This window comes from Lyngbya confervoides BDU141951 (genome assembly GCF_000817775.3).
Classification (GTDB): Bacteria; Cyanobacteriota; Cyanobacteriia; order Thermosynechococcales; family Thermosynechococcaceae; genus Lyngbya; species Lyngbya confervoides.
Window position 1 is genome coordinate 1 of the sequence record NZ_JTHE03000087.1, and the last position, 20,797, is coordinate 20,797.

Annotated in this window: 16 protein-coding genes and 1 pseudogene; 7 read left to right on the top strand and 10 right to left on the bottom strand. The window is 51.4% G+C overall.

Annotated elements, in window-relative coordinates:
* The first annotated feature begins 92 nt into the window (after window positions 1-92).
* The 3 genes from QQ91_RS14630 to QQ91_RS14640 are packed head-to-tail and all read left to right on the top strand — an operon-like array spanning window position 93 to window position 2,398.
* The gene (locus QQ91_RS14630; protein WP_201277474.1) at window positions 93-551 is read left to right on the top strand and encodes a hypothetical protein; all 459 of its coding nucleotides are present in this window, start codon (window positions 93-95) and stop codon (window positions 549-551) included.
* Window positions 552-565: 14 nt separating this feature from the next.
* The gene (locus QQ91_RS14635) at window positions 566-1,264 is read left to right on the top strand and encodes a hypothetical protein (protein WP_166282978.1); all 699 of its coding nucleotides are present in this window, start codon (window positions 566-568) and stop codon (window positions 1,262-1,264) included.
* Window positions 1,265-1,282: 18 nt separating this feature from the next.
* Window positions 1,283-2,398 (top strand): Acg family FMN-binding oxidoreductase, encoded by a 1,116-nt coding sequence (locus QQ91_RS14640; protein WP_166282980.1) that lies wholly within the window; start codon window positions 1,283-1,285, stop codon window positions 2,396-2,398.
* Window positions 2,399-2,779: 381 nt separating this feature from the next.
* Here the strand turns inward: QQ91_RS14640 and QQ91_RS14645 are convergent, their stop codons facing one another.
* From QQ91_RS14645 to QQ91_RS14655, 3 genes are all read right to left on the bottom strand, one after another.
* The gene (locus tag QQ91_RS14645; RefSeq protein WP_166282982.1) at window positions 2,780-4,102 is read right to left on the bottom strand and encodes a glycosyltransferase; all 1,323 of its coding nucleotides are present in this window, start codon (window positions 4,100-4,102) and stop codon (window positions 2,780-2,782) included.
* Window positions 4,103-4,149: 47 nt separating this feature from the next.
* The gene (locus tag QQ91_RS14650; RefSeq protein WP_166282984.1) at window positions 4,150-4,512 is read right to left on the bottom strand and encodes a Spx/MgsR family RNA polymerase-binding regulatory protein; all 363 of its coding nucleotides are present in this window, start codon (window positions 4,510-4,512) and stop codon (window positions 4,150-4,152) included.
* 189 nt (window positions 4,513-4,701) lie between these two features.
* The gene (locus tag QQ91_RS14655) at window positions 4,702-5,214 is read right to left on the bottom strand and encodes a pentapeptide repeat-containing protein (protein WP_166282986.1); all 513 of its coding nucleotides are present in this window, start codon (window positions 5,212-5,214) and stop codon (window positions 4,702-4,704) included.
* 57 nt (window positions 5,215-5,271) lie between these two features.
* On the opposite strand from QQ91_RS14655, the gene QQ91_RS14660 reads away from it, so the two are divergent.
* Window positions 5,272-5,787 carry a metal-binding protein gene (locus tag QQ91_RS14660; protein WP_166282988.1) on the top strand — a complete coding sequence of 172 codons (516 nt, stop codon included), beginning with the start codon at window positions 5,272-5,274 and terminating at the stop codon, window positions 5,785-5,787.
* A gap of 41 nt (window positions 5,788-5,828) precedes the next feature.
* On the opposite strand, the gene QQ91_RS14665 is transcribed toward QQ91_RS14660, so the two are convergent.
* The 3 genes from QQ91_RS14665 to QQ91_RS14675 form a co-directional block, all read right to left on the bottom strand.
* Window positions 5,829-6,770 (bottom strand): heme o synthase, encoded by a 942-nt coding sequence (locus QQ91_RS14665; protein ID WP_166282990.1) that lies wholly within the window; start codon window positions 6,768-6,770, stop codon window positions 5,829-5,831.
* A 106-nt stretch (window positions 6,771-6,876) separates the two neighbouring features.
* Window positions 6,877-7,767: a COX15/CtaA family protein gene (locus QQ91_RS14670; protein WP_166283004.1), complete on the bottom strand. Its 891-nt coding sequence runs from the start codon at window positions 7,765-7,767 to the stop codon at window positions 6,877-6,879.
* Between the two features lie 418 nt (window positions 7,768-8,185).
* Complete coding sequence (locus QQ91_RS14675; protein ID WP_166282992.1) at window positions 8,186-10,108, bottom strand: ABC transporter ATP-binding protein; 1,923 nt, start codon at window positions 10,106-10,108, stop codon at window positions 8,186-8,188.
* A 131-nt stretch (window positions 10,109-10,239) separates the two neighbouring features.
* Between QQ91_RS14675 and zds the strand changes: the two genes are divergently transcribed.
* Window positions 10,240-11,706: a 9,9'-di-cis-zeta-carotene desaturase gene (gene zds, locus QQ91_RS14680; RefSeq protein ID WP_166282994.1), complete on the top strand. Its 1,467-nt coding sequence runs from the start codon at window positions 10,240-10,242 to the stop codon at window positions 11,704-11,706.
* A gap of 55 nt (window positions 11,707-11,761) precedes the next feature.
* Complete coding sequence (locus QQ91_RS14685; protein ID WP_166282996.1) at window positions 11,762-12,214, top strand: SRPBCC family protein; 453 nt, start codon at window positions 11,762-11,764, stop codon at window positions 12,212-12,214.
* On the opposite strand, the pseudogene QQ91_RS14690 reads toward QQ91_RS14685, so the two are convergent.
* Window positions 12,211-12,898, bottom strand: a pseudogene (locus QQ91_RS14690) (IS5 family transposase). The gene QQ91_RS14685 and the pseudogene QQ91_RS14690 overlap by 4 nt on opposite strands.
* Before the next feature lie 187 nt (window positions 12,899-13,085).
* Here QQ91_RS14690 and QQ91_RS14695 point away from each other — a divergent pair.
* Window positions 13,086-14,075, top strand: coding sequence for a fatty acid desaturase (locus tag QQ91_RS14695; RefSeq protein ID WP_166282998.1), 990 nt, complete (start codon window positions 13,086-13,088; stop codon window positions 14,073-14,075).
* 271 nt (window positions 14,076-14,346) lie between these two features.
* On the opposite strand, the gene pglZ is transcribed toward QQ91_RS14695, so the two are convergent.
* The 3 genes from pglZ to QQ91_RS21855 are packed head-to-tail and all read right to left on the bottom strand — an operon-like array spanning window position 14,347 to window position 20,646.
* The gene (gene pglZ / locus QQ91_RS14700; RefSeq protein WP_250833366.1) at window positions 14,347-16,674 is read right to left on the bottom strand and encodes a BREX-2 system phosphatase PglZ; all 2,328 of its coding nucleotides are present in this window, start codon (window positions 16,672-16,674) and stop codon (window positions 14,347-14,349) included.
* A 35-nt stretch (window positions 16,675-16,709) separates the two neighbouring features.
* Window positions 16,710-20,429, bottom strand: a complete 3,720-nt coding sequence (locus tag QQ91_RS14705) for a DUF6079 family protein (protein ID WP_166283002.1) — start codon at window positions 20,427-20,429, stop codon at window positions 16,710-16,712.
* Between the two features lie 40 nt (window positions 20,430-20,469).
* The gene (locus tag QQ91_RS21855) at window positions 20,470-20,646 is read right to left on the bottom strand and encodes a HepT-like ribonuclease domain-containing protein (RefSeq protein WP_166283006.1); all 177 of its coding nucleotides are present in this window, start codon (window positions 20,644-20,646) and stop codon (window positions 20,470-20,472) included.
* Window positions 20,647-20,797: the final 151 nt, after the last annotated feature.

Sequence of the window (20,797 nt, forward strand, 5' to 3'; positions counted from 1 at the left end):
TTTCAAGGCATCCTCACATTCCTCCACCAGGATCATCCTAGAATTAGGGAGAGGGAAACCCTGTTGCACCTTAGGGTTACCGAGGAGCGCCTATGCTGCTGTTTAAAGGCCTGATCATTTGGCTACTCTTCATCGTTGTAGAGATTCTGAATGGCACAATCCGCACCCTCTGGCTGATCCCCATTTTGGGTCAGGATTTGGCCTACGGGCTGTCCTTTGGGATGGGTGCCCTCAGCATTGTGGCGATCGCCACCGGGTCTGTGTCCTGGCTGCGCGCCACCCGGATGCAACAGCTGGCCCTTGGGCTTTTGTGGGTTAGTCTCACCCTGACCTTTGAGGTGGGACTGGGCCGATGGGGCTGGGGATATTCCTGGGCCAAAATCTGGTCTGACTATGACCTATCCCAGGGGGGACTCATGGCCCTTGGCCTGCTGCTGGTGCTGATCTCGCCCTGGCTGGGACATCAACTCAGGGCATCAACTCAGGGCCGGGTTCCATCGCGGGCCGCAAGGCCTGGAACCTCTGCCGTCGAGGGACAACGAATTTCCTAGAGGAGCCACAACCCATGAACACCCCCATCTCTCCCGCAGCAAAGAGAATTGGCTACGGGTCGGCCCTGCTCTCCCTGGGTTTCAGTCTGGTCTATGTGGCAGGACAAATCGCGGAGTGGATTGGTCTTCTCGGCTCTCACGGAGGACCAGAAAGTGCGAGTACTCCCCTGGGCTTGGCGATTCTGCTTTTGCCCTCTCTATTGCTGGGATCTAGCTTTCTGGTTCTCATTGCCACGATTCATCACCTCACTTTCCCGGAGCGACGCCTGTGGAGTCAGATTGCGCTGGCGTTTGCGACGGTCTACACCGGCTTGATCAGCCTGGTATATTTTGTGCAATTGACCCTCGTGCTGCCCCATTTAATGCGCGGTGAGACAGCAGGGATAGAGATGTTGTTGTTTACTCCCTTCGACTCCTTTCTCTATGCCGTTGATATTCTGGGGTATAGCTTTATGAGCCTAGCCACGCTTTTCGTTGCCGGAGTATTTCCAGGCAAGGGATTACAGCGCCTGGCCCGACTGTTTCTGCTGGCCAACGGCGCCTTGCTCCCCTTCATTGCCCTACAGATGTACTACCATCCGCTGGTTTATATTGCCGCGTTGTGGGCCATTACCTTCCCGGGAGCCACCGGGGTTCTGATGCTGATCTTTCACAGGGCACCCAGCACGGCGGAGACAGAGCCCCCGCTAGAGCCTTTGCCCCCCTCATTATGACTCCCTGGAGGTACGCTGATGACTTCCCCCCGTTTTCCATCCTATGGGGATCGACCTCAATCCTACGAGCAAGCGATTCAGGAAACTTGGCGACATACGGATCCGTTCCCCCAAGAGAGGCTGGCTCAGCAGCGAGAGTTGGTGCGCTATGCCACTCTGGCCGCTTCCAGTCATAATACCCAGTGCTGGACCTTCAAGCTGGAGCCCCATCAGGTTGTCCTGTTTCCTGACTTCACAAGACGCTGTCCCAGAGTGGATCCCGAGGACCACCATCTATACATCAGTCTGGGCTGTGCCCTAGAAAATTTAATTCAGGCGGCCCATGCCTTTGGCTTTGAGACACATCTGAATGGTGGGTTACCGAACAGGTTCGAGGTGCCGCTAGAAGCCGCAGCCCCAGTGCGATCGCCGCTGTTTGATGCTATTCCCCAACGTCAGTCAACTCGATCGGACTATGACGGACAACCCCTGAGTCAGGAGGATCTCAACCAGCTCGAAGGTGCAGCTCGTCAAGCCGGAGTTGATCTGATGCTTCTAACAGACAAGCCGGCAATGGAAGCGGTATTGGAATACGTGATCGCTGGCAACACCGCGCAAATCAACGACCCTGACTTTGTGAAAGAGCTTAAATCCTGGATGCGTTTTAATGATCGCGAGGCGCTTCAGCAGGGGGATGGTCTATTTAGCAGATGCTCTGGGATTCCCACCGCACCGCACTGGTTGGCCCATCGTCTGGTTGATGTCTTTCTAAAGCCGAAGGCCGAAAATGCCAAATATGCCCGGCAACTGCGCAGTTCTGCAGGATTGGCCATCTTCGTCTCTGAGACCCATCGCCCTGACCGCTGGATTCAGGTTGGACGGGCCTACCAGCGATTTGCGCTACAGGCAACCTCCCTGGGAATACGCACCGCCTTCCTGAATCAGCCGGTGGAGGTGGCTAGCGTGCGATCCCAGCTTGCCAGTTACCTGGAAATTGGCGATCGCCGTCCAGATCTAGTCGTGCGGTTTGGCCGGGGGCCGCTCATGCCCCGATCCCTACGACGACCTTTAGAGACAGTCTTGGTTCAGGCTGATCCTCCAAGGGGTTCCGATCGGACGCCGCCGACTGAGATTGATTCCGGGGATCCCTTCTAAGTCGCCCCGACCCTGGCCTAGGATATCAAGCCTTACGTTCTGGGCTGGTGCCCTCATGATCCTGTCCTGGTTTTTCCACGAGTTGGGGAAACTGAACCGGGTATCGGGGGGGGCGATCCCTTACGTCCTTGGGGCCTAGTGATGGTGGGTGTAGAGTAGACGGCAGCAGTGGATCCCCCCTCTAAATCAGATCTGCAGGAGTCTGTTCGAGAGGGAGACTATCAAGCCAACGTCGGGGCTTACATGGGTGGCCCTCCAGGATAACCCTGGTGAGCGGGACTTGAAAAGTACCCAGCCTGCCTTCTAAGTTCTCCTGGCTTTAGATGCCGAAGGCTACCTTCTGAGGAGACTTTACACTGAGGGACTTTACACTGAGGAACGTTACCGGTTAGACCCTCTCCCATTGGGGGGCAGGGGGGCGGAGGCAGCGGCTGATGGGGCTGCTAACACCGGTTTCTGGGTTTGGATGACCTGTTCCACGATGTCAGCCGCGCGTTCGAGGCCACCGGCGCGCTGAATAGCGTTCTGGAGACGGCGGGCATTGTCTCGGTAGGATGGATCGCCCAAGACCTTTACTATGGCAGCCCGCAGCTTAGCAACGGTGAGCTGTTTGATTGGTACCACCTCACCCGTGCCGGTCCAGGCAATCCGCGCGGCCACCCCTGGCTGGTCGTTGGTGATGGGGAGAGCCACCATGGGCACTCCGCAACTGAGTGATTCCAGGGTTGTGTTCATCCCAGCATGGGTAATGGTCAGGGTGGCCCGCTCTAGGAGTTCTAGTTGGGGTGCGTAGCCGACTACGATGGGCTGGCCTGGAAGCGGCGGTAGATCTTCGGGGGAGGCACCGCCCCCGAGGGCAATGACGAGCTGAACCGCTAACCCTTGGCAGGCGGCCGCGATCGCCTCGAACAGGTGCAATAGTCGATTTTGTAGAGTTCCTAGGGAGGCATAGATGAGGGGCTGGTTGGTTAACCGATCAAAGGGAAACTCCACAGTGGCTCGACTCGCCCGGCTGGCATAGGGGCCGGTGAAATGAAAGCAGGCGGGTAAATGCTGTCTGGGAAATTCAAATTCAGCGGGCTCCTGGCAAAGCTGGGCAAAGGGAGAAAAGTCTTCGCGAGGATTAAGGGGCAGATTCCATTGCTGCCGATAGTCGGCAATCAGGGATTGTATCGGTCGTATCCAGCGGGACAGGAGGTGATGGCTCCATTGATTGCGCAGGCGTGCCCAGGTCGCCGGATGATAGCGCCAGGAAGTGATAAAGGGGGGAACGTTTGGGTCTGGGTTTAGCATCAGCGCGCAGGCAACACTGATATAGGGGAGATCTAGGGACTGGGCTACACTGGGTCCCCCAAAGGAGTTTTGATCAATCAGCAGCAGTTCAAGGTCTGCAGCCTTGACCGCAGACGGTAGCTCCTGCAGTAGGGTGGCGGTTAACTGGGTAAATAGCTGTACAGTGTAGCGAGAGGCTGCTAGGCCGCTCAGCTTGCCAAGCCTGTCAAAAAAAACAACGTTGGACCCGGCTGGAAACTCCCTTTCCCCAATGGCCTGAAACTCCAGACCCGCCGCCTCAGCCTGAGGCATCCCATCGGGTATCCCCACTAAGGTGACGCGATGGCCGCGCTGTTTCAAGGCATACCCCAGGCTTGTCATGGGGTTGAGGTGGCCGCTGGCTGCTGGACAGATCAAGCCAATGTGAGTCATCGATTGTCCCTGGAAAAGTTCCCCTGCACTGCCGTAATCCTTCCCAATTAATGGCTCAACCCCAGGGCAGCGGCGATTGCGGCATCCGATCCGCGAAAGCCGACTAATACAGCCTGCCCGTCTCGGACAAACAAAGGACGCCTGATCAACATCGCATCCTGGCTAAAGGCTTCAAGCCACTGTTCATCGCTCCAGACCTTCTTTTCCTCCCCAAGGGATCGATAGGATTTCCCCGAGGTGTTGCGCATGGGCTGACTGCCCAGAGCTTGAATCCACTCTGCAATCCTCTTTTCCTCGGGGGGATTTTCTTTGGTATTGATGAACTCGTAGTTCACCTGCCGGGCATCGAGCCAGCTCACTGCCTTTTTGCAGGTACCGCAGGTGGGAATTCCGTATACTTGTAGCTGCATTGATTCCCTTCTGGTTTGTGTCGTTTTCAACTTGGGTGGTTTGAAACTTGGGTGGTTTGAAACTTGCCTAGGGTGAGACTTGCCTAGGGTGAGACTTGGGTCAAGGCTGATTTTAATCATGTCCCTGACTCTCAATAATGTCCCTGGCGCCATGACTAGGGACATTAACTGATCTCAAATAATGCCAGCTTATCGGCAGCCGAGGGACTCGCGCGTATCCGCCTTGGTGACCGGATTCACGCCGGCAGCTGTTTTACACAATTCAATTATTTGTTCCTTATCCAGCGCTGCTCCAGAAAAATCTGCATTCTTAGCGATCGCTCCGGTAAAGGTTGACTTTAGCAAAATTGCATCGGTCAGCACGGTGTTTTCAAAATTGGCCTTGGAAAAATCGCTGCGGTAGGCCATCCCGTCCGTGAGATCCGCATCTTTAAAGTCCGCATCGGTCAGGGTGACATTGTCAAAGACCACGCCCTGCATCTGGGCCCGGGTGAAGTCCGCCCGATCCAGGTGAGCATCGCTAAATTCAGCCGCCTGTAGACGTTTCCCCACAAAATCTTTGCTGGTTACATCGATATTGTCGTAAGCACGAATGGCAGCAGCGCTGGCGGCCTGTACTGGTGCTGTCTTGAAATTTAAACCGAGGAGTGCTGCCAGCAGAATTGGCAAAAAGACCCGAGCAAACAACCGATCAATCAACATAGAGACAATATAGACTGACTAAAACTGAACAACACCCTTATCAAGGTATCGAAGTTCATGCCATCCGGCCAGACCCATGATCGCATCACCTGGATAGGCTTTCCGCTGGTTAGCGCTGGAACCCTCGCCCTGACGCAGGCCTGGGATCTCGCGATCGCCACGGGAAGCTGCTTTTTATTTAGCGGTCTCATGTTTGGTCCAGATTTAGACATTGTTTCCAGGCAGTACCGGCGGTGGGGCTATCTGCGCTGGATCTGGCTCCCCTATCAGCGTCGCCTGCGGCATCGATCCTGGTTGTCCCACGGTCCCGTGATTGGAACGGTGCTTCGGGTGCTCTATCTCGGTGGATGGGGCTTCGGACTGCTGATGCTCGTGGCAGTGTTCTGGGCAATTGCTCAGGGCCAATCCTGGAACCGCTATTTGGTTTGGGTTCGGCCTGCCTGGACGCTCAGTCCGTCCCTCCTCAATCGGCTAATGGCGATGTTTCTGGGACTGGAACTGGGGGCCATGAGTCACTCCCTCAGTGACTGGCTGGTCAGTGGCTGGAAGCGACTGACCCATTCCAAGAAATAGGGCCTTGAGGCCAGAAGGGTCCCTTGAAGTCTGGCCAGGCGCTACGGCCACAGCATCAGTTCAGGACGAGTGAGCAAGACACTATCGGCTACCGCTGCCACCGAGAGCAGCATCATGTACAAAATGGAAAACTTAAACACCGAGCGAGCCACCTGCTTGTCGTCAGGCGTTTGCAACAGTCCCCAAGCTTTATGGATGAATAAAGCGCCCAGCACCAGGGCCGCAATTCCGTAGAGCCAGCTGACCGCATGGGCCGGATACACCAGCAGGAGAGACACGGGCAATAGAGCAATGGTATAGCCCAGGGTTTGCTGCGCGGTGACCCGATCCCCCTCTACCACTGGCAGCATGGGGACACCGACCTTGGCGTAGTCCTCTTCGATCATCATGGCAAGGGGCCAAAAGTGGGGTGGTGTCCAGATAAAGATGATGGCAAACAAAATCCAGGCGGCAAAGCTCAGCTCTCCGGTGACCGCAGCCCAACCCACCAGGGGGGGGATCGCTCCGGCCGCGCCTCCGAGAACGATATTCTGGGGAGAGGATCGCTTCAGCCAGTGGGTATAGACGCCGATGTAAACCGCGATCCCGGCCATGGCTAGGCAGGCGCTGAGTAGATTCACAAAACTTGCCAGTAACCCAAAGGCTGTCAGGGCTAGGGTGATGGCAAATATCCAAGCCTGTCGGGGCTGAATGCGCCCGGCGGGCAAAGGGCGATCGCTGGTGCGCTCCATTACCGCATCAATGTCGCGGTCGTATAAACAATTAAAGGTATTGGCTGAGCCAGAGGCGCAGGCTCCGGCCAGTAGGGTAATGAGCATTAAGGAAGCATTCACCGATCCGTTGGCCGCAATCCACATGGCGGCGGCGGTGGTGATGAGAAATAGAAAAATGAGGCGGGGTTTGGTGAGTTGGTAATAATCCCAAAGGGTTTGCGACAGATTGAATTCTAGACTTTGCTCGTTAAACCAAGATGACTTCAGCATACACTCCTCATGGCGAACAGAAATGAAACAGAGGAACGGCGTCACAACAACGAGCCTGAACCTGAGATTGCCCAATTTGGTTGATTTAGCTTAACCTGCAATGGCGTTAGGTCAAGGGGGAGGGGGCGACGGTGGATGGATGTATCGTGGGCAGGTCCTTCGCTTGCAGGCGATCGCGCAGGGCGATGACGCTCATCGCGAGGACCACCCCTAGCAGAGATGCCCCAATAAACTGGTGGGCGACCGTGAGGACCACAATTTGTAGATGGAATTTGAGGGTGGACAGTCCCAGACCCACCTGAAGACCCAGCAGCAGGGCCGCCAGCTGGGTCAAGCGTCGCAACAGAGGATGCAACGCTGCCGTGCGCCCGGCCATCACCACCACTATCAGCACCGATAGAGCCGCTGGCACAACGCCGATAAAGTGACTGTAAAGCACACTACAGAGACTGGCGCTCCCCAGACACTGATGCACCGCCCACCGCGAGGCCACCAGCGCGCCGAGAATGCTTTGCAAGTAAATGAGCCCCACGGCGGTAAAGCTTGCCCAGGGGAGATAATTCACCATCCCAGTTCCCTGGTAGGGCATCAGTGCGGTGCCAATGGTGACCAGACTTGAGAAGAATAAGAGGCCCGTGGCCAGGTGAGCGGTCACAATATCAAACCTGAGCAGTTGGGTCACGGTTAAACCGCCCAGGATTCCCTGGAATACAACCAGTCCAAAGCAGAGGCCGGTCGCCCAGGGTAACCAACGGGGGAGACGCTGCCGAAGCACCAGCACCAGTCCATTGAGTCCCAGAACGCAGACCCCGACAGTGGACGCAACTAAACGGTGAAACCATTCCAGGAAGACCTGAAGATTCATTTGCTGCTTCGGCACAAAGGATCCAAAGCATAGAGGCCAATCCGGACAGGAGAGTCCCGCGTTCATGACCCGAGTCGCGCTGCCAAGGGCCATCAGTCCTAGGGTGAGGCCAGCTAGCCCTAAGAACAACATACTCACGATCACTTGCAGACTCGCCGGGGACCCAAAACGCGGGACAAAGCTGGGTAGAACACGAGACGATCTGGAAAGCTGGGGGGCAGTCATAGGCACATCGGGCGGTCACACAACAGTTTACAAAGGTCAGCAGGCGGGAGAACGACCCAGTCGCGGTTCATTTCGAACGGAAGCCCTGCCCTGGAGCCAATGGGCTTGAGTTAAGCGCCATCGCTGGCAACCTTAATATGCCTATTATTCTGACAAATTCAACTGAACCCCTCGCGAAAATACCTAGATGAGTTTGGTGGGCTAGGGTGGGTAATCCCAGGTAGTCAGCTCACTTTGGCCTAAATGGCCGATTAACCAGGGTTAACAATTTGTAAGAGGTTCGTCTGCACAGGCATCGGGGATCGCAGCGTTTTTGTCAGGCCCATCATCCCGCTAGTTCGGCCAGTTCCATCCAGCGCTCAGTTGCTGTTTCAATTTCCTGATCCAGGCAGGCCAATCGCTCACTGAGACCCTGCAGCTCCGTAAATTCTGCCGGTGGATTCTGATAGAGACGCTGTTCTAGCTGCGCTTTTTCAGCCTCTAGCTCCGGAATTTGGGTTTCCAGCTGCTCGAATTCTCGCTTCTCTTTGTAGGATAGCTTTCGGGGACGGGAGGAGTTGCCCTTTGGGACGGTAGGACTGGCGGTGGGGGACAATGGAACCGGCGCTTGCTGGGCTTGGGTTTCCAGGATTTGCTTTTCGGCTTCAGCGCGTTTGAAGTCCAGGTAAAGGGAGTAGTTGCCGGGGTATTGGCGCAGGGTACCTCCGGATTCAAAGGCAAAGATAGTGTCGACGGTTCGGTCTAAAAAATAGCGGTCGTGGGATACCACAATGACGCAGCCGCTGAACTCTGCCAGATACTCCTCTAGGACCCCCAGCGTTTGCACGTCGAGATCATTGGTGGGCTCGTCCAGAATTAACACGTTTGGCGCTTCCATTAATACCCGCAGCAGAAATAGGCGGCGGCGCTCACCCCCGGAAAGCTTATGCAAGGGTGAATATTGCTGGTTGGGCGTGAACAAAAAGCGCTCCAGCATCTGCGAAGCTGTGATGACGCTTCCGTCAGCGGTTTTTACCAGCTCCGCCACCTCTTTCAAATAGTCAATCACCCGCTGGTTCGGGTTCTGTAGTAAATCGTCACAGTGCTGATCAAAATAGCCAAAGTGAATGGTGGTGCCAATGTCTACGGTGCCTTGGTCGGGATCTAATCGACCTGTGATCAGGTTGAGCAGAGTGGATTTTCCTGCGCCATTCGGGCCAATGATGCCGATGCGATCGCTCGGGGTAAATTCGTAGCTAAAGTTTTCAATAATGGTGCGATGGCCAAAGCGTTTTCCCACGGCGTTCAGCACCGCCACCTTTTTTCCGATGCGTCGCTGGGCGGTGGAAATATCCACCTTGCCGTGGGCCTGCTTAAAGTCTTGATCCTGCATCTGTTCAATGCGTTGGATGCGCGCCTTTTGCTTGGTACTCCGGGCTTTGGGACCGCGCCTGAGCCATTCCAGCTCCCGCCGCAGCACCCCGGCATGTTTTTGCTGGCTGCTGAGCGCGGCAGCTTCGGACTCTGCCTTTTTGCTCAGGTAGTAGGCATAGTTTCCGTCGTATTCGTAGAGATCGCCGCGATCAATTTCCACAATCCGGTTCGTGACCTGGTCTAAAAAGTAGCGATCGTGGGTAATCAGGAGCAGGGCCCCGCGAAACTGCTGTAAAAAGCCCTGGAGCCAGTCCACTGACAGGGCGTCCAGGTGGTTTGTCGGCTCATCTAGCAGCAGCACCTCTGGCTGAGACACCAGCGCTGCCGCCAGGGCAATGCGCTTGCGGTAGCCCCCCGAGAGCGTTCCCACGGGTGCCTGAAAATCGGTGATGCCCAGCTGATTGAGAATAATTTTGGCTTGGGTTTCCAGTTCCCAAGCGCCCTGGGCGTCCATCTGTTCGGAGAGTTGGGACAGACGACTCATCAATCGATCTGCTTCGGGCGATTGGGCGATCTGTGCCGAGAGTTCCTCGTATTCCCGCACCAGGGTGGCGGCCTCGCCGCAGTCTGCAAACACCTGCTCTAGAACGGTCTTCTCCGGATCCATTTGGGGATCCTGGGATACATAGACCAGGCTTGCCTTAGGATTGAGCCACAGATCCCCGCCATCAATGGGCTCTAGTCCTGCCAGCATTTTCAAAAAGGTGGATTTGCCAGACCCATTGACCCCAATGATCCCGGCCTTCTGGCTGTCTTCGAGGGTGAAATTGGCCTCCCGCAGCACCTCTTTGATGCCGAAATCCTTGCGCAGCGATCGCGCCGTTAATACAGTCATGGGTCCCTTAGGGTGATGCGCCATTGTTCATCCTATCGCAGGGCTTCCCGGAACCTGCTCACAAGCCTCCCCAGAGATCCCAGGCGTTGTATTACAATCTGTAAAGATTTGGTTAGTAAGAGACATCCACCATGCGAGTCGCAATTGTTGGGGCCGGGTTAGCGGGAATGGCCGCCGCCGTTGATCTAGTTGATGCCGGTCACGAGGTTGATCTGTACGAAGCTCGCCCCTTCGTGGGCGGCAAGGTCAGCAGCTGGGTGGATGCGGAGGGCAACCACGTGGAGATGGGGCTGCACGTCTTTTTTGGCTGTTACTACCACCTGTTTGAGTTGATGAAAAAGGTGGGAGCCTATGACTCGCTCTTGCTCAAGGAACATGTCCACACCTTTATTAATGAGGGCGGCAAAATTGGTGAGCTAGATTTTCGCTTCATCACCGGGGCTCCCTTTAACGGTCTGAAGGCGTTTTTTACCACCTCCCAGCTGTCAGCTCTAGATAAGGCCCAAAATGCGATCGCCCTGGGTACCAGTCCGGTGGTTCGAGGGTTGGTGGATTTTGAGGGGGCGATGAAAACCATCCGTACCCTGGATAAGGTTAGCTTTAGCGATTGGTTTAAATCCCACGGCGGCAGTCAGGGGAGCATTGATCGCATGTGGAACCCCATTGCCTACGCCCTGGGATTTATTGATTGCGATAATATTTCCGCCCGCTGTATGCTCACCATTTTCCAATTGTTTGCAGCCCGGACGGAAGCCTCCATTTTGCGAATGTTGGAGGGATCGCCCCAGGAATATCTGCACACTCCCCTCGTGAACTATATCCAAGAGCGCGGGGCCAGGATTCATACTCGCCGCCGTACTCTGGAGATCTTGTTCGCGGAAACTGGCGATCGCACCCGGGTTACCGGATTAAAGGTGGCCAAGCAGGAGGGACATGACATTGTGGAAGCCGATGCCTACCTGTGCGCCTGCGATATCCCTGGAATTCACAAGCTGCTGCCGGATCAGTGGCGCAAGTGGTCGGAGTTTGACAATATTTACCGGCTCTCCGCCGTGCCCGTCGCCACGGTGCAGCTGCGCTTTGATGGCTGGGTGACGGAACTGAACGATCCGCAGGCCCGAAGGCAGCTTGAGAAGGCAGTGGGACTGGATAATTTGCTCTACACGGCCGATGCCGACTTTTCCTGCTTTGCGGATTTAGCCCTGACCAGCCCCAGGGATTATTACCGCGAAGGCCAAGGATCGCTGCTGCAACTGGTTTTAACTCCCGGTGATCCCTTCATTGCCAAGAGTAACGAGGAAATTACCCAGCATGTGTTGGCACAGGTGCAGAACCTGTTCCCCTCGGCCCGTGAGCTGAATATGACCTGGTCGAGCGTGGTAAAGCTGGCCCAATCGCTCTATCGAGAAGCTCCGGGGATGGATGTTTTCCGACCCGCGCAAAGGACGCCGGTGGAGAACTTCTTCCTGGCAGGGAGTTACACCCAGCAAGATTACATCGATAGTATGGAAGGGGCAACCATTTCTGGGCAGCGCGCGGCCCAGGCTATTCTGGAGGCCACGGCCCAGATGGCGGAGCGACAGCCGAGTCTGGTGTGAAGCAGTTAAGGAGAGTTAAGCAGTCCAAAGGTCAGCGATTTCTGGAGGTCCACCCATGTCCGATTGGTTAGAACACAGTGCTCAGGTTGAAGTGGCGGCCCCCATAGAGCAGGTCTGGAGTCTCTGGTCGGATCTTGAGCAGATGCCCAACTGGATGAAGTGGATTGAATCGGTGGAGATTCAGCAGGACAATCCAGATCTGTCCCGCTGGAAGCTGGCGAGCGGCGCCTTCGAGTTTACCTGGCTTTCCCGGATCGTTAGGCAGGTCAATCACCAGCTCATTCAATGGGAGTCGGTGGATGGCTTGCCCAATCAGGGGGCGATTCGCTTTTACGATCGCAAGGGAGCCGGGAGTGTGGTGCGCTTAACGGTGTCCTATAAAATTCCTGGCATCATCGGCAGCTTTATGGACAATCTATTTTTAGGTAATGTTGTGGAATCGACATTACAAAAAGACCTGGAGAGATTTCGCGACTATGCGCTTAGAGGCGGTTTGAAAAGTTTTTAGCACAGCTGATCAAGCCTGCGAACCATGAGTCGAATTATGGCCATGTAACAGAATGCTTCCGCAGTTGATGTCAAGACTTCGCAGTCTTTATTGAGATGATGATTCCAAGTCAACCAAGCAAAGGGTTTCGCTCACAACCATCCGCCCAGCCCCGAACTAAACGACACAAACTTTGACCCTTGCGTTTGGCTTTCCAGAACAGGATTTTGACCCCTCGTGTATCTGAAATATTGGCCGCAGTGACCATGATGACTAACAACAGACCCGATGTATCCACCATAATGTGACGTTTTCGACCCTTGATGAGTTTGCCTCCATCAAATCCTGTACCCTTGATCCGAGGATTGCCTGTTTTGACCGATTGAGCATCACAGATTCCGGATAAAGGACTGAGATGACGACCTGCATTGACTCGAACTTGCATTCGTAAATGGTCGTGGATAGTGTTCCAGGTGCCATCTTTCCGCCATTGATTGAAATAGGTGTAAACCGTTTAACCAATTTGGGCAATCATGAGGCATGGAGCCACTGGCAAACCGTGTGCAAGACACATAGAATTGCATTAACAATCGCAAATAGATCTATGCAGCGAGGGCTGCCTCCCGATTTTGCGGCAGGGAGCAGCGGGGCTAGAAATTCATCGAATTGGTATCGAGTGAAATCGCTGGGGTATGCTTGATTCATTGCTCTCTTGAGTCTGTGTTTGCAATTACAGATTATCTCTTGAGAGCTTTTCTAACTTTTCAAACCGCCTCTGACTTGTGTCAGGCTGTTAAGGCAGTTAGACGCCAGACACTAAAAGGGTAAAACAGAGATCGGAATTCTGACATTTCATTTTAATATGAGCAAAGCAATTTTTTGAGGTACCCCCATGTCATCCGACTATCACTGGCATGTAGAAAGAAGTAAGAAAATATTAAATGAACACCCCGAAATCAAACGTTATTTTGGAAATTATTCTTGGTCGATAATTTTTATTGTTATTCTTGTTGCAGTTCAGTGGTTTATGGCCTGGTTAGTTCATGATTTGCCTTGGTGGACTGTGGGCTTAATCGCTCTATTTTTAGGCCAATTTATTATGCATTCCCTTGCCACATTTATTCATGAAGCATCTCATAATCTAATACTTAGAGGAAGATGGGGTACCCTAGTATCTTTATTCATAATTGAATTGGGAGCACCTTCATTTGGAAAGTCTCTCGATTACCTTTCCGTCCATGGTCCTGCTCACCATTTACACTTGAATGATTATCAAAAGGATTATGAATGGCAAGATAAAAAACAAGCTGCATACCTTGTCGCTCATCCTCACTGGAGATTCATTTCAGGATTTCTTCATCTTTTACCTGGTGGTTCAGTTGTTTCTGACCTTATCTTTTCCTGGATCGTGCCCAGCGATACTTACCGAGAAATAAAGGGTGCAAAAAAATCAATCTCCACTGTCATGATATTTATTCTATCCAACCTATTCTTCTATGTTTTAGTCTGGCAATTGTTAGGATGGAAAGCCATTCTTTACTTTTTGTGGTGCTTAACTATTATGACTGGGCATTGGGGTGTAACCTTTAGGGGACAATCTATTAGTGAGCATCACAATTTCCAAGACGGTAAAACTTATTCTACGTATCATTGGACAAATTTTGTTTTTTTTAATACTGGGTATCACGATGAGCATCATACTTTTCCAAATGTAGCTTGGGTACACTTGCCAAAAATTCGACAAATTGCTCCAGAGTACTTCAAAAACGAAAGTCCCCACTCATACTTCGGTTGGTGGTGGCTATGGGTAAGATCGATCTTTAACCCTGAGCAATCGAATCGCTACTCTGCCGAGAAAATCTTAGTACAGAAAAAAGCTTGAACTAGGGATCAAGAATAAAATGTCAGAATTCCGATCTCTGTATAGATAAATAACAGAGAAAATAAGTTTTTCTCCTCTAAGTATAAATAGTCTTGGAACCTTTTATCTTGAGAGGCCAGTGCTGTTTTATGTTGCTCGAAGAAAAATCACAATCCTTGCTATTCCCTTAGGGCTGCAAGTTTGTGCGGAACGCTTGTCACGCCTGAACCAGCATTTCAATTTTTATTTTCAGACTTTGAAACAGCCCTGCTCTCAGGTTAAGTATTTTTAGTTATGGGGTAAATAGTGACCCAAAATTATTGTTCAAAGACTGACTTGTCTTGACACAAGTGTCCATCCCTGAATTTACTCTAGTGGACTGAGTGGACTGAATAGACCACCACTCTGGATGATAGATTTGTTGCGGTAAATTTGATGTGTCTACTGGTATATCTTGTGAAGTTAAGACTGCGATTGGCACTATCATTTCTTGCGGACAACAACCACCATGATATCCATTCTTTTTGTTGCGACAATAGCGTAATGTTTCTGTCCAAGGAACAATTACCTCAAAATTGGATTTTTCCTGGACTCTTGGCCCACGTATCTTTATTTCTTGGTCTTTCGCTGGCCTGTCTGCCAATCGCCATCTTTCAGCCCCATTACCCTGCTCGTATTTAGATGCATTTTCTAGAATATGGCCATGATCGCTGGTTAAAATCACTAAACGTTTTGAATCGCGTGCCATCTCAAGTAGTGGTAATAGGACTTTTATTCGCTCAATATCCCATGTTATATCTACCTGATCACCTTTGTTGAGTAAATCATCAACGGCATTAATTACTACCCCGATAATCCGATTTTTTGAGGATGAAATTGAGAATGCAATTTCATCAGGAATAATAGGTGACTTGTTAGTTTGGAGAGAATCTTTATGAAAAAGCAGAGGTGGAGATGTCTTCTTGCACACCTTAAGAAGAGCTATATGGTTTGCAAATTCCTTTGTTTCTAAACTTTGCTGTCCATTAGTTAGTCTTCCAGCTAATAAACTTGCCCTAGAAAAACTCGTAATAGAAGGGATGGTGGCTAAACCTGCTTGTGGAGTATGATGACAATGGCCATTGCTAGTAAGTTGCCAACCTTTTGAAATACAGTGAGATATTAGCTCATGAGCTACGGGAATGCTCATTCCGTCAATCAAAATCAGAAGAACGGATTGTTTTTCGGCGAGAGGCGAAACAACCCTTTCTAGAATCTTTTCAACAGGGATAATTCCTGAACGCTCCGAATCAAACTCTGTCCACTGTGCTAAAAGCTCCGCGAAACGATGATTTTGCTCTTCGCGGAGCGCAGTGATGTGCTTAAAAAGACGACCATAGGCGCTTGCTAATTCTCGACAAGGTTCCGCCAGTCGCAAACTATAGCGAGCCCAGTCTAGATAGCTACCACAGTTCATATAGCTGGCGATCGCATCTTCTAAAGAGGGAGCAGGGTCAGCTGGATTGAGTGCTGTTTTCACTATCCACTGAGCTAAACGGATAGCCATTTCCAATCTTTGAAGGCGACGACTACCGTGCTCAATGGCTTGATGTGTTTTGAGGTTATTGAAGGCTTGTTGAAGGGCAAATTGATGACTCTCAGTCGGCTTTTTAATCAGTGAATCTAGGCGATTGCTAAATTCAAGTAATCTTTGATTCAACCCCAGTTCTGAACTCTCACTTAAGTGAGCATATAGTTCAGCTCCGATATCGGTCAAAATAGCGTCGGATCGTTGGATTAGGTATTGCTGGATTGCTGCTGAACATTGGCGTGCTGCTTGTTGAGCTGCATCACGCCACATTTCCAAAACACCCATGGATGGAGTCTTACCAGCCAGAAATCGCTCTTCTACCTTCCCCATAGACTTGTCAAGCTTATTCTGAACGTCAGGGTGACATAGCACCTGAAGTGCTAGTCCAAGCGGAAGTGCATCAGGCTGGGAACTCTGTTCAACGCAATGTAGAATAATTTCAGCCGATTTTCCGATCCTTTGGCTCAACCAGTCACAAGCTGCATTCCGAAAAGGTTCTGAGCATTGTTGATATTGTTCGATATGCTCTGGTACCATAGACCATTGCAAAAGCGCAACTAGATCAAGGCGATCGCTTTTGAAATACAGTCCATGCTGCAAAAACAACGGCCAAATTACCTCCGCATCTAGAAATCCACCTAAGACTGGCGCATGGCGATAATTTGGCATCCAATCCATTAATAATTCAGGAATCCAAGGATGTTCGAGTAACCGAGGATCGATGTTAGTGGCTCGAAAGAGTGACTTGACGATTTGCCAAGGGTCAATGATAAAGAGGCGTTGTTTTGCCAATCTGAGAAGAATATCCTCTGATAAGTCAGTTTCCTCCATTGGAGTCACGAACACCTGAACAGTCTCATGAGGAGTCTCCTCCTGCAGCCGTTGTCTTTCAAACTGCTGAATAGCAAGTCTAATCGCCAAGGGAGAGTCGCATTGCTCAATCTGGTAGCATCGTTCTCCGTCATGTTGCTGACGATTGCCAGTCCAACGACCTTTGGCGTGGATACCAATGATTTTGCTATCAGGTGATCGCTGTAAGATAGCAGTCACCTGAGCCTTGATTTGACTAAAGGTTGGGGCTGCTATCACGATTTAGGCATCTCCTGGTCAGCGTCGGCCTCTGTGGACTGTTCGATAATCCAACTGACATTCAAGCGTATATTTTGTCCTGGTTTAAGATCTTTTCCTAATTGACTCAACAGGGTTTGAGCCTCGTGCAGACCAATGTTGCTTTGACTCTCTTCCGCAATGGTTTGAATTGAAAGCTTTTGATTCGTTTTGGTCTCTTTACCGGGAGGTTCAATTGCTGGAGGATTTGCGGATTTTTTTCGAGTTGGGACTATGGGAGGTTGCTTTGCCAAGAGCCTAACCGCTTGGCTTTGAGATTGTTTGAGCTGTGCTCCAAGGCTCATCACATGTTCATCACTTCGCAACGCTTGACCCAATGACTCTAAGATTTTCTTTGCCTCGACCTGACGATCATCGGTTAAGTCACGAATGCCTTGAAAAATATCCCACGAGATCCCCTCTAGGGTGCCAGTGAGGGTAGCCGACTCTTTCAAGCATTCTGCCATTGCTGCTTCGGACGTTGCGATCGCGGCTTCTGCCAAAACCTGAACCATATCCTTAGGTTGAGCTGAATGGATTTTGGTAACTAAAGAACATGTGGTGAGCGCAGTTTGAACGCGATCGCAATTGGTATCCAGATTGAGAGCTGCAAAGCTATCTTGGAGGGCTTCAGCATACTTTTGACAACTTTCCCGGCTATTTTGAGCTTTCTGCTGGACTTTTGTTTCTAGTTCTGCAACAGTGCTGGCTTTACGCAGAGCTGATACGGATACACTAAAAATATCTTGGGCTCGTTTGAGAGCAATTTTCCAGTCTTGCTCATTCGGGAGCTTTTGCTCTCGCAATTCACAATCGCTCGGAATGTCTTTGAGTGTGACATCAACTGGCAAGTTATGCCGGAAAAAGCTCCGACCTGTTTGTTCTGCATAGGCAAGGATGACGAGGTTTTGTAGCTCCTTGGATAATCCCATTGCTTTAGGTTCATCCATCCACTGACGCAAGTCGCTAACTTTGGGATTGCCTCCGGCCTCAGCGCCCTTTTTGGTAAAGTGAGTTTTCCAATGTTGTCCGAGAACAAAATGAGTTGCATCAGCGCCCATTTCCCCTAAAAGCAGAGGATTGGCAATATCGCGCATCAAACTTCGATGAGGTCGCTCCACTGCAACTCGTCCATCTGCCGTTTGAGCTGCTTCCGTGATGTATTGATAGACTTTTTGCAACTGGCTCGATTTGCTGACGTCCGTCCCGAACTCAGGAGCAGCAGGGAATTCATGAGCAAGGGCTTGCTCTAGTAAATTTTGCAAACCGCCTAGCAGATTAGCAACTGTTGGCGGTTGGAGTTCGAATCCAGATTGGAGCGAGACAAATTGATCGTTGAGTTCCATGCTGGTGGAGGTGTCCAGAGACTCAGGAGCTATATCAATTCCATAGGCTGCATCCAGATGTTTCAATACTCTTTGTCGCAAAACACTCCGCTGATTTTCCAGCAATGATTTAGCCGCTTGCCGATCTTGTGGAGACAGATGATTGGAATAGTCCGAGAACCGCTCGCCTGTCAGCACATGATCTAAGACTAAAAGTGTTCCGAGATCCTTTCGGGCATCTTCGCTGAAAAAGGATGGGATCCAACATAGGGTTTTGGTGCCTTCGAGATGACTTTCCAGAAACGCATCGCATTTTTGGCGATCGTCTTTTGGGGAAAAAGTTGTTTCATCAAAGGGGTAGTCAATGATTACCTTCCAGCGATCGTCCGTATTTTCTAATGAAGCTTCGGGCAATTCACGAATGTTACTGAAAATGACGACGCAAGAGCGTTTTGTATTTTTCCAGATGAATTCGTAGGTCTGTTCAAGCTGCTCCGCACTTTTGATTTGAAGCTGAGTGAAGACCATATCTCGAATCAACCGAATGCGATTGCCGCGGTTGTCTTCGCGCTCGGCTTGCTTAATAATGCTATCGGTGTCGACGCCGGATAACTGCACAGAAATGCTGGGATTTGACATTTCTTCGCCAATGCGAATTTCTCCCACACTCGCGGCCCAGGTTTTACATTTCTGGAGAACCAGTTGGCTTTCCCGTCCGGGAATCGGAGATCGAATAGTGCCGTGATTGAGACTGGAAAGCCGTTCAGCGTTTAATCCTCGTAGAGATTCAACTTCTGGCACTAATGCTGAAAGGAGCAGGGTTTTAATCAGCCGATCATCATTCTGAAAGGCTTTCCGCTTTGCATCTGTGAGCGGGAGCTTCTCTAACTCATCTCTGCGTCCATGGGTTTTCTCAAGTTCAGGCAATAGTTTTTGCTGGTAGAGACGCTTGGCGTTGTTGAAGTGAATCGCCATTTCGGGGCTAAAGGCTTCGTCACCATGAGCCACCACATCGAAGAGATCACCAACTGGCACGATGTCTCCCAGCGATAAGCTTTCTCGATGGTCGACTAGTAGCTGCATCATCACTTTTAGGGCAGTGCGTTCTCGCTGGAGCACACTGGAAACAGCAATCAGAGTTTGCACCAGGGCTGGACTAAAGGGATAGACCTTGCGGAACATTTCCCGATCGCCTTCACTGGTCAGCAAGGTATTCATCACAGTTTCGCGCACTTTAGCCGCTTGTTCAAAGGAGGCGTTAAGTTCGTCGCGGGCAGCTTTGTTTTTACATTTGAGGACGCGCTGTTCTGCGATCGCAGGTAAATTCCTGTCCTCTAAGGTGATGCGATGAAAACGGCCTTCCCAATGTTTGAGGGCATCGCTAAAGTTGAGGCGCTCGGCACCGGGAATAGAGTCACCAATCAGTTCACTCAGATCCCGTTGACGGGCGACAAAGCTAATGATCGGAATCGGGCGATCGGCCAATTGGGCTTCAACGAGTTTTGAGAGTTTTTGACCTTCCTGATGAATAAATTTGAGATCGGTGGCGCGACTGGCTAACCACAGAATCAATTCATCCAGAAACAAAATCAGCGCATCGTATCCTAGCGCTTTTGCATGTTTGCTGATAACGGATAGGCCCTGATCTAAGGACACAAATGATTCACCCTGAGCACCCGCTTGAATGTCATAGGAACCAAAGAATTGCTTGACGAGGGCACTGATAAGCTGCGATCGCTCTTCTTCTCCGGGGCCAGCTTGAATCGCGGCTTCGAATCGTTCGGCATTCCATGCGTCTGCAAGTTCCCCCCAGCCGCTATCGCCATGTGAGCTTTCACTCAGTTTGCTGAAAAAGACGTCATCGCCCATGGTCTGACGCAGATCCTGGGCATCTTTGAACATGCCTTCAGCAAGGTAAACGCCAGGGATAGGAGCGTCTGGATGATGGCGCCGGATAAAGTCCACATAACCGCCCAGGATGCCAGATTCCATATTGTTGGCCCCAATCATGTGGTAGGGCACCAGGAGGAATTTTTTGCCGGTAATCCAGTCGTTATGTTTGGTGATGACGGAGGCGAGTGCGTTGATGGATTTGGCTACGGGAACCCCCTCTAGGATCAGATTGAGAACTGCCATAAAGTGGCTTTTGCCGCTGCCAAAGCTGCCGTGCAGGTAGCTGGCCTTGCTGCTATTGCCTTGGATGGCACTCTGAATAAAGGTGAGGGCGTTGTCGAAACAGTCCTTGAGTTCTGGGGTGACGACGTAGTCTTTGACGGTGGCTTCAGCACGGGTGACGCCTTCGGTCAGCTTGAGGACAAAATCACCTTTTTGGAGGCGTTCAGGGATTTCGATTAGGTCTTTAATCAGAGTCATAACGCTTGGTGAAAGACTGGGACTTGAGGAAAAAAACGGATTATTGGGATTGAGTTAGACGGTCAAGCAAAGATTGAATGACAGACTTGAGTTCAGGTAGAGACATTTTTGCGGTACTCCAAACAACATGGAGATCGACACCAAAGTAAGCATGGGCCAGCCGATCGCGCATCCCACCGATGCTTTTCCACGGGATATCTGGATACAATTCGCGCAGGCACTGGTTCCGTTGCCTGGGTCAGTGTTAATCCTTTCAATATCTGAATTTGAGCGATAATGTAATTTCCTATCAACCCGACACCTGATGGATCTATTTGCTCATCCCTGTCCATGCTGTGCCAGCGAAGATGTTCACATTCACACGCTTT